This is a genomic window from Faecalibacterium sp. 9 (assembly GCF_048320955.1).
In the GTDB taxonomy this organism is placed as follows: Bacteria; Bacillota; Clostridia; order Oscillospirales; family Ruminococcaceae; genus Faecalibacterium; species Faecalibacterium wellingii.
This window is the reverse complement of record NZ_JBLWGB010000001.1, coordinates 846,213-859,908: the sequence shown is the minus strand read 5'-3', so window position 1 is coordinate 859,908 and position 13,696 is coordinate 846,213. Positions and strand designations below refer to the sequence as shown.

The following is a 13,696-nucleotide window of genomic DNA, read 5'->3' as shown; positions in this document are numbered from 1 at the left end:
ACGCGCTTTGATTTGTGCAGTATTCCAATATTACCGGTTTTTATGGGATTTTTCGTAGTAACGCCATGCGATCATATCCGTAACGAAGGGAAATGTCGTGCGGTGGGTGTGCACATTACCGCCCCGGTGGAACAGGATGCTGTAGGCCACGCGGGGGTCATGGGCCATTTTTTCGTCCGAGGTGATCAGCACGGTCTTTGCCTTTGTGGTGTTGAAGATTCCCTTATCATAGAAATCCTCAATGGCGTCGTACCGGTTCAGGTACTGGCCGGAATCGCTGAACACGATCAGCAACGTGTCCTCGTCCGCACGGGCAACATTGTCCATCTGCTGGATATCGTTCCGGGGTGCCACAATGAACTTGCCGCAGCGGCCCAGCTTGATCTGCAGATCCATGGCTGCGGTACCGGAGAACATCATGCCCAGCGCAAACACTTTTTTATAGTAAATCAGATCGTCCACCAGCCGGTCAACGGCATCCCAGTCCAGCTGCTGCGCTGTGAGCTGGATGTCTTTTGCGATCTCCTGCGTATACTCCTGCACCGAGTGGGATTCCAGATACCCGATTACATCCACGGAAAAATTGTAGGAGACATGATATTTGTTTTCCTCAAGCCTAGCCGCTTCCCGGAACTCGGCGTAGTCCTCGTAGCCCAGCGCCCGGATGAACTTGGAAATGGTGGACTTGGATACCCTGCACAGGTCCGCCACCTCGTTGATGGCAAGGCTGTGCAGCAGTTCCATATTTTGCAGCATGGCCAGCGCAATGTGATAAAAGGTGGAGTCGCTGCTGGATTCGTTCAGCAGGATCAGAAGTCTGTCGTACAGAATGCCCATGAGCCCGCCCTCCTGTATTCCGTTTTCCGGCAAAAAATCTTATCTTTATAGTATCATATTCCACGCTTTTGTGCAATAAAACTGTCTGTTTTATCCGCTTTGAAACTGCGGCTGTGCAGGGCCGGTTTTCTGTGGTATACTGACAGCAGGGCTGCAGGCTGGCCCGCCGATGCTTTTTGAAAAGCGTTCACGCAAACTTCACAGCTTTTTTTTATTCTTGCTGTATGATATGATAGAGATGAAGTCTATTTTCGAGGAAGGGGACTGTGTACTATGGCTAAGATCCTGATCGTTGACGATGAGCCGCGTATCCGCGAGCTGATCCGTGAACATTTACAATATTCCGGTTACATCTGTGAAGAGGCCGCTGACGGCACTGCTGCGCTGACACAGCTTTCCGGCGGGGCCTTTGATCTGGTCATTCTGGATCTGATGATGCCGTTCATGGACGGCATGACCTGCCTGCGGGAGATGCGTGCCCGCCACATCAACACGCCGGTCATCATCCTGACCGCCCGCAGCGAGGAATACGACAAGCTGGCGGGCCTTGAGGGCGGTGCAGACGACTATGTGGTCAAGCCGTTCTCGCCCCGGGAGCTGGTGGCCCGCGTGAAAGCGGTGCTGAACCGCACCATGCCCAAGCCCGCTGCCGCCTCCGACACCATGACCTTCGGCGAGCTGACCATCGACACCGCCAGCCACACGGTGCGTGTTTCCGGCGAGGAGGTCGCCCTGACCCCCAAGGAGTTCGACCTGCTGGTGTTCCTTGCTTCCAACAAGGGCATCGCCCTCAGCCGTGAAAAGATCCTGCAGAAGGTATGGAACTACGACTACTTCGGCGAGGACCGCACGGTGGATACCCATGTCAAAATGCTGCGGGGCCATCTGGGCAAGTGCCGCAGCTACATTGCTACCGTGTGGGGCATCGGCTACAAATTCGACCCCGACGCAACGCGCTGATAAAGGAGTGTAGGGTTCATGCGGCACCATCACTCTCCCGGCATCCGCGGCCAGCTGATGTGGTTTTTGTGTTGTATCTGTCTGTTCCTGCTGGCACTGGTGTGGTTTCTGTCCACCCAGCTGCTGGAACCGCTGTACACCAAGCACATTGAAAAGCAGCTGACCACGCAGGCCGAAAACATCACGGCAGATCTGGATAAAGCCCTTGCGGAGGACGAAACGCTTTCCTCCTGGTCCTTTGGCCGGCTTTCTGTAAACACGTCTTTTTTTGACCGGCTGGCCACCCAGCTGTACGCCAGCGGTTCTCTGAACAGCTTTTGCGTGGATATCTCGGATTCCACCATGCGCACCATTTACAAGATCGAGAACCAGTCCTACTGCAACCTGCACGAAACGCTGCTTTCCGACTCTGCCAACAACGACATGATCGTTTCCACCGCCGTGGCCATGCGCAAAAAATGCCGCACCACCGGCGGCTTTGTGCAGACCCTGAACCCGCCGCGGCTGTCCGGCTCCGCCCAGCTGCTGGTGGGGCGCAACACGGCCGGCGGCGAGTACACCGTGCTTGTCACTACCAGTCTTGTGCATGTGGCCGAGGCAGGCAAGATCCTGAGCACCGTGCTGCCCATGGCAGCAGCCGTGATCTTCGCCTTTGCCATGACGGCAGGGTGGCTGTTCAGCGAGTGGTTCACAAAACCGCTGCGCCAGCTTTCCAGCGCTGCCCGCCAGATGGCAATGGGCAACTACGCCGTGCAGGTGGACACCCGCCGCAGCGATGAACTGGGCGATCTGGCGCAGGACTTCAACCACATGGCAAACGAGGTGCAGCGCTCTTCACAGATGCAGCGCGACCTGCTGGCCAACGTCTCCCACGACCTGCGCACCCCGCTGACCCTCATCAAGGGTTACGCCGAGACGGTGCGCGACATTACCGGCGACGACAAGGCCCACCGCGATGAACAGATGAACATTATCGTGGATGAGACCGACCGTCTGACCGCGCTGGTCTCCAGCGTGATGGAGCTGAGCAAGGTGACCAGCGGCGCAGCAAAATGTGAGCGCGTGCACTTTGACATGGCTCAGCTGTGTGACGAGGTGAGCGAGCGCTACGACGCCATCTGCGCCCAGAACGGCTGGCAGCTGAAGCTGGAACTGCCGGACGAGGAGCTGCCGGTCTACGCCGACCCGGATATGATGCAGCGTGCACTGCACAACCTTTTGGGCAACGCCATGCACCACATCGGCAAAGACGGTATCTTCATCCTGCGGGCCCAGCGCTGCACCGAGGGCGTGCGGATCGAGGTGGAGGATCACGGCCCCGGCATTGCCGCCGACGACCTGCCCTATATCTTCGACCGGTACTACCGCTCCCGCTCCGACGCCGGAAAGCAGGGCACCGGCCTTGGCCTTTCCATCACAAAGGCGATCTTCCAGCAGCACGGCTTCCGCTTTGGCGTGCAGAGCGCCATTGGCATGGGCACCACATTCTGGTTCGTCATGAACGATCTGCCTGCCAACGAAAAGAAAACGGTGGAAGACAGAGGCGGTGAAAATCCCGGGGAAAAGATGATAGAATAAGATATCGTCAAAAGCAGGAGGAGCCTTCATGAAGCAATTTTGGAAAAGAGCGGCGGTCGCCATCGTCAGTTTGGCACTGCTGGCCGGGATGCCCCCCGCGGCAGGAGCCGCTTCGGATGAAGTGGAAGCTGCACTCGCCTCCATGACTCTGCGGGAAAAGGTAGGCCAGCTGTTTGCCGTGCGGCCGGAAGCGCTGGATTTTGAGCAGCGCTCCGGCGGCATGAAGCTGACCTGCTCCATGCGGGAGCATCTGCGCTCCTACCCGGTGGGCGGTATCGTGCTGTTTGCCACCAATATTTCCAGCCAGTCCCAGATGACCGCACTGATCCGGGATTTTCAGCGTTCCGCCGGGAACAGCCTTCTGGTCGCGGTGGATGAAGAGGGCGGCCCGGTGGCACGTCTGGCAAACAGCTCTGCCTTCGACCTGCCGAAATTCCCGAGTGCTTCCGCCATCGGCACCACCGGCGATCCCGAGCAGGCCAGGACCATGGGACGCACCATCGGCGGCTACCTGAAGCATTACGGCTTCAATCTGGACCTTGCCCCCGTCGCCGATGTCAACTCCAACCCCCTGAACCCGGTCATCGGCCGCCGCGCCTTTTCCTCCGACCCGGACGTCACCGCCGGGATGGTCCGTGCTGCGGTGCAGGGCTTCCATGAAGCCGGGATGCTCTGCACGCTGAAACATTTCCCCGGACACGGAGACACCCTTGAGGACAGCCATGCCGGGACTGCCACCAGCACAAAGACATGGGAAGAGATGAAAGCGGTGGAACTGCTGCCCTTTGAGGCCGGCATTGCGGCCGGAGCCGATGTGGTCATGGCCGCACACATCACAACCCCCAACGCCACCGAGGACGGCCTGCCGGCCTCGCTTTCCTACACGATGCTGACCGAACGTCTGCGCGGCGAGCTTGGCTTTACCGGCGTGATCTGCACGGACGGGCTGGGCATGAAAGCCATCACCGACCATTATTCTCTGGCAGAGGCTGCCATTGCCGCTCTGGATGCCGGTGCCGATCTCCTTCTGCTCCCTGCCGACCTGCAGGAAGCCTTTGACGGTGTCGTTGCCGCCGTGGAGTCCGGCCGGATCTCCGAGGAACGGCTTGACGAGAGCGTCCGTCGCATCCTGACCCTGAAGGAAAAGGCCGGTCTTTCGCTCCGGGCCAGTACACCGGCCGACACATTGCTGGACCGGCTCTCCCGGCTCTGGAACTGAGTTCTCCCAGAAAAGCCAAAACGGCCTGCTGCTCAGCTGCAGCAGGCCGTTTTTCTGTTACGGGCCGATTACGAATTGGAATCTGCTGTGTGATAAATCCCAAATGTATTATCCGGTGCGGGCATTTCCACCCGGGAGGCACGATCATTCACAGCCCACATCATCCAGCCCATTGCAGCCAGTGCCGCCAGAATGATGAGCCATTTGACAAAATTCGGCAGTTTTTTCATAGAAGATCCTTCAAATCCGTTTTATACTTTATTTTATATTTTTCGCTTTTATTCCGGTCTGCAAAGCTTCCGTGCACATCTGAGCAGCTCTTCGGCCTGCTGGCTGTCCAGCTGCTTCACCCATGCACCGCGCGCTGCTGCGCCCTCGCCGGTGCTGCCCGCTTCCGCAAAGCAGGCCAGGTCCGAGTCGGTGCGGCTCTGCCAGGGCGAAAAGCCTTCCGGTGCAATGTGGGCTCCCAGACGGCAGTCCAGCACGGCAGTCTTTCCGGTGGGCCTCCATGGCCTGCCCAGAAATACCGTGCCCGCCGGGCAGTCGTCCGAAACAAAGTCGCAGTCCCAGAACACAAACCCGAGGCCATCGGCATGGCCCGAGGGAGCCGTGACATAGCTGACGGGCAGGTGATTGTTCACCGTGCGGATGGTGCACTGCTCAAACAGGGCTTCCGCACCGCCAAAGATAAAATCAATGTCCCCTGCGATCTGGCAGTGCCGGTAATACTGGGCAGTCGGGCGGCGGGGCGCAAGGCCGCGCGGGCCCAGAAAGCCGTCCTTCTCCCGCTCCTTCTCCGGCAGAGGGGCGCAGAACAGGGTGTCCTGATTGCCCAGCAGCCGCACATCCGCAAAAAACGCGCGGGCGCTGTCCACGTAAGCCGCCACAGCCTGACCCACCTCGGCCCCGGGACCGGCATCATTCTCGATGGTCAAATTTTCCACCCGCAAATGTTCTCCGCTGAAAAACGCCGTGTAGCTGCGGAAGGTATGGGTGGGCCTTCCGTCCGAGTGCGGCAGCCTGCCGCCGTCGCCCCACACGATGCGGGTGTTGTCCATGCCTGCACCGAGCAGGGCAATGTCCTTTTTTTCGCAGACCAGCTTTTCCCGGTAAGTGCCCGGCCCGATATGGATCTCTGCCCTGCAGTCATACGGCACGGCCAGCACTGCTTCGGACACCGAAGCAAAATCGCCGCTGCCGTCCTGCGCCACGGTAATGGTAAGCATCTTTCTGTCCTCCCGTTTTGTTTCTATGCTTCCATAGTATACCTTCTTCCCTGCCGAAAATCAACGAAGTTTGTGTGAACTCAGCACTTTTCCAGCCGCAGCACCGCCGCCGTGATGTCGTCCGGCCTGCCGGTCTTTTGGGCACGCACACGGGCCGTCTCCACCAGCGTCTTTGCGATCTGCTCCGGCGGCTCCCCTGCTGCCGCCGAGAGCTCCAGCTGTTTTGCCACCCAGCCCGGGCCATCCACCAGAAGGCCGTCCGACACCAGCACTGCGTAATCTCCAGCCGTCAGATGCACCACCCGGCTCTGACCGTTCACCCCGCTCAGGATCCCTACCGGCAGACTGGCGTCCCCCACTGCCCGCACCCGCCCGCCGTGCACAAGGAACCCCGGCGCTGCCCCGGCCTTGAAGAGCCTTGCCGTACCGGTGTAAAGGTCCACGCTGATGAGATCCAGCGTAGCCCCGCTCTCATCCTCGCTCTTGAGGGCGAGAGCCACGTTGACCAGCCTTGCCGCCAGCTCCGCAGTAAAGCCTGCCTTCAGCAGCCGGGCGGTGAGCTCTGCGGCAAGGTTTCCGTCCACCGCCGCAGGCCGGCCGGTGCCCATGCCGTCGCACAGGATCATCTGTGCCGCTGCCGGGCTGCAGAACTGCTGCACCGCATCGCCGGAAATGCTGCCCCGCGCCGCCGCGCCCGCCATGCCGAACACCGCCCGCAGGGCAGGCTTTTCACAGAACAGCAGGGTGGTCATCCCCTTGCAGGAGAGCACCTGCGGCACTTCCAGCGTGCGGCGGCAGATGCGGCCCACCTCCCCGGCCAGTGCGGCCAGCTCCTGCGCGGAAAAACGGGTGCGCGGCAGCGTGACCGCCGCGTGGGTGCGGCCCAAGTCGTCCAACGTAACGGCACACTCCTGCGGCGGGGTGCCAAGGCCTGCAAAAAAGTCCGCCACCCGCCCGGAGCTGTAAGGTTCCGGGTCTCCCGGGCGGCCCAGCTGCTCCCCCAGCACGCCCAGCGCTTCGGCCACCGCGCTGTATTGCTCGGTCAGGGCGGTGCGCATGGCTTCCGCGTGCAGGCGGGCCTCCCTGCGGCTGCGGTACAACGCAAAGGAGCGGCTTGCGGCTGCACACAGTGCCGCCGGGTGGATGCAGCGGGATAATTGCCCGGGCAATTGGGCGGTTTCCAGCCCGCCGTTCTGCTCCAGCAGCGGGCGCAGTGCCTCCATCCCCTCCAGCGTGGCGGCATATTCCTGTTTCCAGCAGGTATCCCGCCGCCCACAATTAAAACAGAGGGTATCATGCGTGTTGTCGATCACCCACCGGAAATTTTCACGCCGGTGCGGCAGCGTGTCGTAGACATCGTTCACGGTCTCGGCCAGCGATGCAAGACTCTGGGATACCTGTTCCAGCCGGGTAGCGGCAGCGCTGTACTGCGGGTGCTGTGCCTGCCGGGGCGGCGTCTTGTCCTCCGGCTCCGGCACGAGCCACCGCGCCGGCATCAATGCCAACGCCGTGATGCCGATGCAGACGTTCAGCAGGTACTGGAACGCGCTTCCGGGCGGCTGGACGCAGAGTGCGCCGGTCACGCAGCCGCCCGCATAGGCCGCGGCTGCTTCCATCCGCCGCCCGGGTGCCAGCACGGCTGCTGCCGCCGTGGCACAGGCAAGGCCCGCCGCCGCAAAGCTGAGGGCAGGGTCTGCGGCGCACAGGGCTGCCCCCAGCACCGCGCTGGCGGCAAGGGCCGCCTTGACCTGCGCCTTACTGCACAGATACAGCTCCAGTGCCGCGCAGGCAATGACCCCCGGCTGCAGCTGCCACAGCTGCACACTGCCCAGCGCCGCTGCCGCTGCAGCCCCTACCAGAAGCATCCCTGCACCCGGCTTTTCGGGCGCGAACTGCCGCAGACAGAAACCGATGGCTGCAGCCAGCAGGGCATCTGCCGCACTGTAGAGCACCAGCTCCGTTCCTTCTCCGCCAAAGGCAAAGCACAGCGCCATTCCGACCAGAGTTCCGCAGCCCGCCAGCACAGCCGGGGCCAGCTTTCTGGCTCCCATCCACCGTGCCGCCACCGCAGCGCCCAATGCGCACAGCATACAGACGCTGCGCAGCGAGAATGCACCAAACCCGTGCAGCAGCATCCCCAGCGCCGCGCCTGCCGCGCAGGGGGCAAAGCAGTCCGCTGCAAAGCCCAGCACAAAGCCCAGACCAAAGGGCATCAGTGCACCGTACAGAACGGCCCAGCCGCCTGCAAATCCCACTGCCACCGCCGCCAGCCTGCGGGCTGCCGGGCGCAGCTCTGCCCGCCGTGCCAATGCCGCCGAACGCCCGTCCTGCCGCCCTGCTGTTACCAGACCCATCCGCTCTGTCATAAAAAATCCCCGCTTTCCGGCGGGGTCCTGTTGTTCTGTGCCCCGCACTTTCTGCATATACTGTAGCGCGGGGCGGCGGCGATTTTTAGCGCAGTGCAGTGTTCTGCCGCAAACCGGCCCAAAGACGCAAAAAAGCCCTGCGGCATTCAAAAACACCGCAGAGCTTTGTGTTATTTTGCAAAAAATCAGCCGTTCAGCAGAAATAGCGGACCTCGCCAAAAAAGGCTGTCCATTTTTCGATTACTTCGCCGCTGCGGGCCTCAATAACCGCCATAATGTTACGCAGCACCCGGGGTGGGATCTGGGAGTTATTATTGCACAGATAGCAGCCGCCCGCCTTGGTGATCCAGATCTTCGTGGCGTTGCTGTTGGGTGCGCCCTGCGCAACGTGCACATGGATCGGCTCCAATGGCTCATTCTCGTTGGCCCAGAAATAGACCCAGTAGGAACCAACCTTAAAAACCTGCGGCATTTTCCACGCCTCCTTCTTGGGAGAACCGCAAGATCAGATGCGCGGTAGACTCCACGATCTTCTGATACCGCGCGATCTCCTCGAGCGTGAAGCCGTGTACCTCCTGCCAGTCATAGCCCGGCAGCCAGCACACTGCTGAGTGGAAACAATCTTCTGCATCCGGTTTTTCAAGGTACACCTTTACCCGGCCATCGGGCTTCATCTCGGAATGCACGATTTCGGTATCGTCATCCAATGTCATAAACGGGTACATCATAGGTTCCACCTCCCAGATCTCTGTACTTATGCTTAACCGTTCAGCTTTTCAATTGCCGCATTGACGCGGGCAAGGGTGGTCTCACGGCCCATCATGCAGGCGAGGTCGGTGCCGCCGCCGGGGGTGCGCTGCTTGCCGGAAAGGGCAATGCCCAGCGGGTAGAGCAGCCAGCCGTTCTTTTTGCCCAGCTCTTCGGCCTTGGCCTTGCAAGCATCAAAGACGGCATCGCGATTGCCAAAATCCAGTGCTTCGTCGCTGAGCACAGGCAGCAGGGCTTCCAGTGCCTCCTTGGCGGTCTCCGGGGTGGTCTTCTGCTTTTTGTTGGCATACAGGCTCACATCATACTCCGGCATGACGTCAAAGAAATCCAGCTGCTCGGGAATCTCGCCCAGCACCTCGCAGCGGGGCTGCAGGTTTGCGCACAGCAGCTTTTTGTCAATGGGGGTGTGCACGGCCTTGTCGATCCACGGCTCCGCCTTCTTCTGGAACTCCTCGGGAGACAGGCGGCGGATATATTCCGCATTGATGGCCCGCAGCTTGAGGGGGTCGAAGATGGCGGGAGACTTGGAGATGCCGTCCGGAGACCAGATCTTGACCAGCTCCGGCAGGGAGAAGATCTCCTGCTCGGCATACTCGCCCTTGGGGCTCCAGCCCAGCAGGCAGATATAGTTCAGCACGGCCTCGGTCAGGTAGCCCTTTGCCACCAGATCCTGATAGCTGGCGTCGCCGTTGCGCTTGGACAGCTTGTTCTGGGCGTCCTTCATCACCGGCGGGCAGTGGATGTAGGTGGGGATCTCCCAGCCAAAGGCCTGATACAGCAGGTTGTACTTGGGGGTGGAGGACAGATACTCGCTGCCGCGGATGACGTGGGTGATGCCCATGAGGTGGTCGTCCACCACGTTGGCAAAGTTATAGGTGGGCATGCCGTCGGTCTTGATGAGGATCTGGTCGTCCATCTCGCTGTTGTTCACCTCGATGTGGCCGTACACCACATCGTCGAAGCCGGTCACGCCCTCGCGGGGGATCTTCTGGCGGATAACATAGGGTTCCCCGGCGGCAAGGCGCTTTTCCACTTCCTCCTTGGGCAGGTCGCGGCAGCAGCCGTCGTAGTGGGTCATCTCACCGTTGGCGCGCTGCTCGGCGTGCAGGGCTTCCAGACGCTCCTCGGTGCAGAAGCAATAGTATGCCTTGCCCTCGGCCACCAGCTGCTCGGCATACTGCTTGAACATGCCCATGCGCTCGCTCTGCACATAGGGGCCCACGGGGCCGCCGATGTCCGGGCCTTCGTCCCACAGCAGGCCGGTCTCCCGCAGGGTGTTGTAGATGACATCCACCGCACCCTCGACATAGCGGCCCTGATCGGTATCCTCGATGCGCAGGATGAAGGTGCCGTCCTCGTGCTTTGCCATCAGGTAGGTGTACAGGGCAGTGCGCAGGTTGCCAACGTGCATATAACCCGTGGGCGACGGCGCAAAACGGGTGCGGACTTTATTGCTCGGCATAGAAAAACGCTCCTTTATTCTCATGCAAAAAATTTGCGGATAGCTATGTTTTATTGTACTGATTCTGCGCAGTTTTGTCAATGCGGGATCATATCATACACCCATGCAAAAGGGCTGCTGCATCAAATGCTGTGCAGCAGCCCCTTTTTATAATATTATTCTCCGTCCTTCGGGTCATCCAGATGCTCGCGCCGTTTGCGTGTCAATGCGGCGCACAGCTGCAGCAATGCAAAGCACAGGATGCCGGTAAAAACACCGGTAAAAGCGGCACCGACCCAGTATCCACGGGAAAACCCGATGATCAGCGTAACCGCCACCGCAGCCACCAGAGACCACACGGCATTGGCCGGGGGCGTATCCGAAAAGTGGCGATCCCACAGACCATTGCGCAGACACGCGACACCCGTATAGATGCAGCCGATCATGAATACGACCCACTCTCCGGCGGCCTTGTCCGCAGCCCCGAACACCGTCTGCACGATCCACGCCGCCAGAAGGCTGCCCCACAGCAGCCAGAAGCCATGGCTTTCAATTTTGCGCATGGTCTGCTCCTGCATCTCGTCCAACTGGTTTTTCTTGCTGTATAGTGAAAATTTCATAGTTCATTCCTCCCAGAACAGTTCATCCAGTGTCTTATCCAGAATTTTACAGATACTGCGGCAAAGGTTGATGGTGGGGTTGTACTCCCCTTTTTCAATGGCGTTGATGGTCTGGCGCGAAACCCCTGCCGCCTCGGCAAGCGCGCCTTGCGTCATATCCTTTTCCGCACGGGCGGCCTTTAATTTCAGGTTCTTCGGCATTGATACGTTCCTTTCCTGCCGGGTCGGCATTTGTTTTATTCTCTGGACATATAGTAGCATTTACCATTCTAAATGTCAAGTATATATTACAAAAAGTTTTTATGAGCAGACAAAAAGCACCCCAGCTGTTTTCAGCTGGGGTGCTTTGCGGTTATGATTATTTCAGCACGACTTCGCCGTTTTCATCGGCATCCACCACAAGGGTGCCGCCGGAAGCAAGGCTGCCATCGATCAGGCGCTCGGCGGCGGGGTCTTCCACCGCCTTGCGGATCACGCGGCGCAGGTCGCGGGCGCCGAACTTGCCGCCCTGACTCTTTTGCACCAGTGCCTTGAGGGCTGCCGGGGTATAGCTGTAAGCGATGCCCTTGGCCTCCATGCCGGGCTTGTACTCGTCCAGCATCAGGGCGGCGATGCCCTGTAAGGTCTCCTCGGTCAGGGGCTTGAAGGCGATCACTTCATCCACGCGGCCAAGGAACTCCGGGCGCAGGAACTGCGCCAGCGCCTTGCGGGTCTTTTCCTCGCTGCGCTGGGCGTCGCTCTTGTTAAAGCCAAGGCTGCCCGCGCTCTGGTCGCTGCTGCCGGCGTTGGAGGTCATGCAGATGACCGTGTTGGAGAAGTCCACCGTGCGGCCCTGCGCATCGTTGATCTTGCCCTCGTCCAGAATCTGCAGCAGAATGTTCATCACATCCGGGTGTGCCTTTTCGATCTCGTCGAACAGCACCACGCTGTAGGGGCGGCGGCGCACCTTCTCGGTGAGCTGACCGGCCTCCTCGTAGCCCACATAGCCCGGAGGCGAACCGATCATGCGGGACACCGCGTATTTTTCCATATACTCGCTCATGTCCAGACGGATGAGCGGATCGGGGCCGTCGAACAGCTGATTTGCCAGCTGCTTGACCAGCTCGGTCTTGCCCACGCCGGTGGGGCCCACAAAGATGAAGCTGGCGGGACGGCGGCGGCCGGAAAGGTCGGCGCGGCTGCGCTTGATGGCCTGCGCCACCAGATGCACGGCCTCGTCCTGCCCGATGATCTTCTTTTTCAGCTCGCCCTCAAGGTTTGCCAGCTTCGCGAACTCGGTCTCGCGAATTTTTACCGCCGGGATGCCGGTCCACAGCTCGATGACCTTGGCCACATCGTCCATGGTCACCTGGATCTCGCTGGCAGCAGCCTGCTTTGCGGGCAGCTCTGCCTCCAGCTTGGCGATGCGGGTCTTGCGCTCTGCCACACGCTCGTAGTCGATGGGCTCATTGACATCCGCATTCTCCATCTCGGCCTCTTCCTGCTTCAGGGCATCCAGCTCCTTCTGCATCCCCAGATACTCGGAAATGACCGGATGGGCCAGATTGCAGCAGGCACAGGCTTCGTCCAGCAGGTCAATGGCCTTATCGGGCAGGAAGCGGTCGGTGATATAGCGTTCGCTCAGGGTGACGGTGGCCGAAAGCACATCGGCCGGCACCTGAACATGATGGTGCTGCTCGTAGTAGCGCTTGATGCCGTTCATCACGGCCAACGTGTCGGCAACGCTGGGCTCCTCCACCCGCACGGGCTGGAAGCGGCGTTCCAGCGCCTGATCCTTTTCAATGTACTTGCGGTACTCGTTGAAGGTGGTGGCACCGATGACCTGAATTTCACCCCGGGAGAGGGCGGGCTTTAAGATGTTGCCCGCGTTCATGGCACCCTCGCTCTCACCGGCCGAGGTGATGGTGTGGATCTCGTCGATGAACAAAATCACATTTCCCGCAGCCTTTACCTCGCTCAGCAGACCCTTGACCCGCTGCTCGAACTGGCCGCGGAACTGGGTGCCTGCCACAAGGCTGGTGAGGTCCAGCAGATAGATCTCCTTATCCTTCAGGCCGATAGGTACATTTCCCTTTGCGATGCGCTCCGCAATGCCCTCGGCAATGGCAGTCTTACCCACACCGGCTTCGCCGATGAGGCAGGGGTTGTTCTTCTGGCGGCGGCTCAAAATCTGGATGGTGCGGTAAATTTCGCGGTCGCGGCCAATGATATCGTCCAGCTTTCCTTCCCGGGCCTTGCGGGTCAGATTCTCGCAATAGGTATCCAGAAATTTGCGCTTGGGCGGCTTTTTGCCGTTTTTGCGGTCGGTCTTTTTATCGCCTTCCTTTTTATCGCTGCTGGTAAAGCCCAGCGGGAAGGTGGCATTGCTGCCGGGCACAAGATCCTCGTCCATGCTGTCCGGGTCGGCGTCCTCGCCGCCGTTTGCCATGTTCATCATCATGGAGAGCGGGTTCGAGTCCCCCATTTCCTCCATCATGCTTTCCATGCGGCTCTCCATGTTATCGAGATCCTGATCCGACATGCCGAATTGCTTCATCAGATCATCCACCGGCTTGATGTGCAGTTCCCGTGCGCAGTGCAGGCAGTAGCCCTCCTGCTTCATCTGACCGCCATCCATCCGCTGGATGAAGATGATCGCCGGACGTTTCTGGCATCGAATACAGAGCATAGTTCCTCCTTTA

Annotated in this window: 13 protein-coding genes; 3 read left to right on the top strand and 10 right to left on the bottom strand. The window is 60.0% G+C overall.

Annotation, left to right across the window (positions count from 1 at the left end):
• Nucleotides 1-30: 30 nt before the first annotated feature.
• The gene (locus ACKXF9_RS04030) at nt 31-837 is read right to left on the bottom strand and encodes a MurR/RpiR family transcriptional regulator (RefSeq protein ID WP_418265376.1); all 807 of its coding nucleotides are present in this window, start codon (nt 835-837) and stop codon (nt 31-33) included.
• 273 nt (nt 838-1,110) lie between these two features.
• Here ACKXF9_RS04030 and ACKXF9_RS04025 point away from each other — a divergent pair, with 273 nt between their 5' ends.
• From ACKXF9_RS04025 to nagZ, 3 genes are read left to right on the top strand one after another with little or no spacing between them, the layout of a single operon-like run.
• Nucleotides 1,111-1,797 carry a response regulator transcription factor gene (locus tag ACKXF9_RS04025; RefSeq protein WP_339394650.1) on the top strand — a complete coding sequence of 229 codons (687 nt, stop codon included), beginning with the start codon at nt 1,111-1,113 and terminating at the stop codon, nt 1,795-1,797.
• Between the two features lie 18 nt (nt 1,798-1,815).
• Nucleotides 1,816-3,375 carry a sensor histidine kinase gene (locus ACKXF9_RS04020; RefSeq protein WP_249237894.1) on the top strand — a complete coding sequence of 520 codons (1,560 nt, stop codon included), beginning with the start codon at nt 1,816-1,818 and terminating at the stop codon, nt 3,373-3,375.
• Between the two features lie 28 nt (nt 3,376-3,403).
• Nucleotides 3,404-4,594 carry a beta-N-acetylhexosaminidase gene (gene nagZ / locus ACKXF9_RS04015; protein ID WP_339394648.1) on the top strand — a complete coding sequence of 397 codons (1,191 nt, stop codon included), beginning with the start codon at nt 3,404-3,406 and terminating at the stop codon, nt 4,592-4,594.
• A 68-nt stretch (nt 4,595-4,662) separates the two neighbouring features.
• Here nagZ and ACKXF9_RS04010 read toward each other — a convergent pair whose 3' ends face one another.
• The 9 genes from ACKXF9_RS04010 to ACKXF9_RS03970 all read right to left on the bottom strand — a co-directional run bounded on the left by ACKXF9_RS04010 (nt 4,663) and on the right by ACKXF9_RS03970 (nt 13,683).
• Complete coding sequence (locus tag ACKXF9_RS04010; RefSeq protein WP_339394647.1) at nt 4,663-4,824, bottom strand: hypothetical protein; 162 nt, start codon at nt 4,822-4,824, stop codon at nt 4,663-4,665.
• Between the two features lie 48 nt (nt 4,825-4,872).
• The gene (locus tag ACKXF9_RS04005; RefSeq protein ID WP_418265375.1) at nt 4,873-5,820 is read right to left on the bottom strand and encodes a pectinesterase family protein; all 948 of its coding nucleotides are present in this window, start codon (nt 5,818-5,820) and stop codon (nt 4,873-4,875) included.
• 80 nt (nt 5,821-5,900) lie between these two features.
• Nucleotides 5,901-8,186 carry a SpoIIE family protein phosphatase gene (locus ACKXF9_RS04000; RefSeq protein WP_418265374.1) on the bottom strand — a complete coding sequence of 762 codons (2,286 nt, stop codon included), beginning with the start codon at nt 8,184-8,186 and terminating at the stop codon, nt 5,901-5,903.
• Nucleotides 8,187-8,379: 193 nt separating this feature from the next.
• The gene (locus tag ACKXF9_RS03995; RefSeq protein WP_418265373.1) at nt 8,380-8,658 is read right to left on the bottom strand and encodes a DUF4160 domain-containing protein; all 279 of its coding nucleotides are present in this window, start codon (nt 8,656-8,658) and stop codon (nt 8,380-8,382) included.
• On the bottom strand, nt 8,642-8,914 hold the full coding sequence (locus ACKXF9_RS03990) for a hypothetical protein (protein WP_418265372.1): 273 nt from the start codon (nt 8,912-8,914) through the stop codon (nt 8,642-8,644). Before ACKXF9_RS03990 ends, ACKXF9_RS03995 begins: the two co-directional genes overlap by 17 nt.
• Before the next feature lie 32 nt (nt 8,915-8,946).
• Nucleotides 8,947-10,416: a glutamate--tRNA ligase gene (gene gltX / locus ACKXF9_RS03985; protein WP_339394643.1), complete on the bottom strand. Its 1,470-nt coding sequence runs from the start codon at nt 10,414-10,416 to the stop codon at nt 8,947-8,949.
• 155 nt (nt 10,417-10,571) lie between these two features.
• Nucleotides 10,572-11,015 carry a DUF6773 family protein gene (locus ACKXF9_RS03980; protein ID WP_097800823.1) on the bottom strand — a complete coding sequence of 148 codons (444 nt, stop codon included), beginning with the start codon at nt 11,013-11,015 and terminating at the stop codon, nt 10,572-10,574.
• A 3-nt stretch (nt 11,016-11,018) separates the two neighbouring features.
• Entirely contained in the window at nt 11,019-11,216 is a 198-nt protein-coding gene (locus ACKXF9_RS03975) for a helix-turn-helix transcriptional regulator (protein WP_015537233.1), read from the bottom strand.
• Nucleotides 11,217-11,373: 157 nt separating this feature from the next.
• Nucleotides 11,374-13,683, bottom strand: coding sequence for an AAA family ATPase (locus ACKXF9_RS03970; RefSeq protein WP_418265371.1), 2,310 nt, complete (start codon nt 13,681-13,683; stop codon nt 11,374-11,376).
• Nucleotides 13,684-13,696: the final 13 nt, after the last annotated feature.

Excerpts from the sequence above, each read along its gene's own strand:
- gltX (WP_339394643.1), bottom strand. The coding sequence starts at position 10,416 with ATGCCGAGCAATAAAGTCCGCACCCGTTTTGCGCCGTCGCCCACGGGT.
- nagZ (WP_339394648.1), top strand. The coding sequence starts at position 3,404 with ATGAAGCAATTTTGGAAAAGAGCGGCGGTCGCCATCGTCAGTTTGGCA.
- ACKXF9_RS03980 (WP_097800823.1), bottom strand. The coding sequence starts at position 11,015 with ATGAAATTTTCACTATACAGCAAGAAAAACCAGTTGGACGAGATGCAG.
- ACKXF9_RS04000 (WP_418265374.1), bottom strand. The coding sequence starts at position 8,186 with ATGACAGAGCGGATGGGTCTGGTAACAGCAGGGCGGCAGGACGGGCGT.
- ACKXF9_RS04030 (WP_418265376.1), bottom strand. The coding sequence starts at position 837 with ATGGGCATTCTGTACGACAGACTTCTGATCCTGCTGAACGAATCCAGC.
- ACKXF9_RS04020 (WP_249237894.1), top strand. The coding sequence starts at position 1,816 with ATGCGGCACCATCACTCTCCCGGCATCCGCGGCCAGCTGATGTGGTTT.
- ACKXF9_RS03995 (WP_418265373.1), bottom strand. The coding sequence starts at position 8,658 with ATGCCGCAGGTTTTTAAGGTTGGTTCCTACTGGGTCTATTTCTGGGCC.
- ACKXF9_RS04005 (WP_418265375.1), bottom strand. The coding sequence starts at position 5,820 with ATGCTTACCATTACCGTGGCGCAGGACGGCAGCGGCGATTTTGCTTCG.
- ACKXF9_RS04025 (WP_339394650.1), top strand. The coding sequence starts at position 1,111 with ATGGCTAAGATCCTGATCGTTGACGATGAGCCGCGTATCCGCGAGCTG.
- ACKXF9_RS03990 (WP_418265372.1), bottom strand. The coding sequence starts at position 8,914 with ATGATGTACCCGTTTATGACATTGGATGACGATACCGAAATCGTGCAT.
- ACKXF9_RS03975 (WP_015537233.1), bottom strand. The coding sequence starts at position 11,216 with ATGCCGAAGAACCTGAAATTAAAGGCCGCCCGTGCGGAAAAGGATATG.
- ACKXF9_RS03970 (WP_418265371.1), bottom strand. The coding sequence starts at position 13,683 with ATGCTCTGTATTCGATGCCAGAAACGTCCGGCGATCATCTTCATCCAG.
- ACKXF9_RS04010 (WP_339394647.1), bottom strand. The coding sequence starts at position 4,824 with ATGAAAAAACTGCCGAATTTTGTCAAATGGCTCATCATTCTGGCGGCA.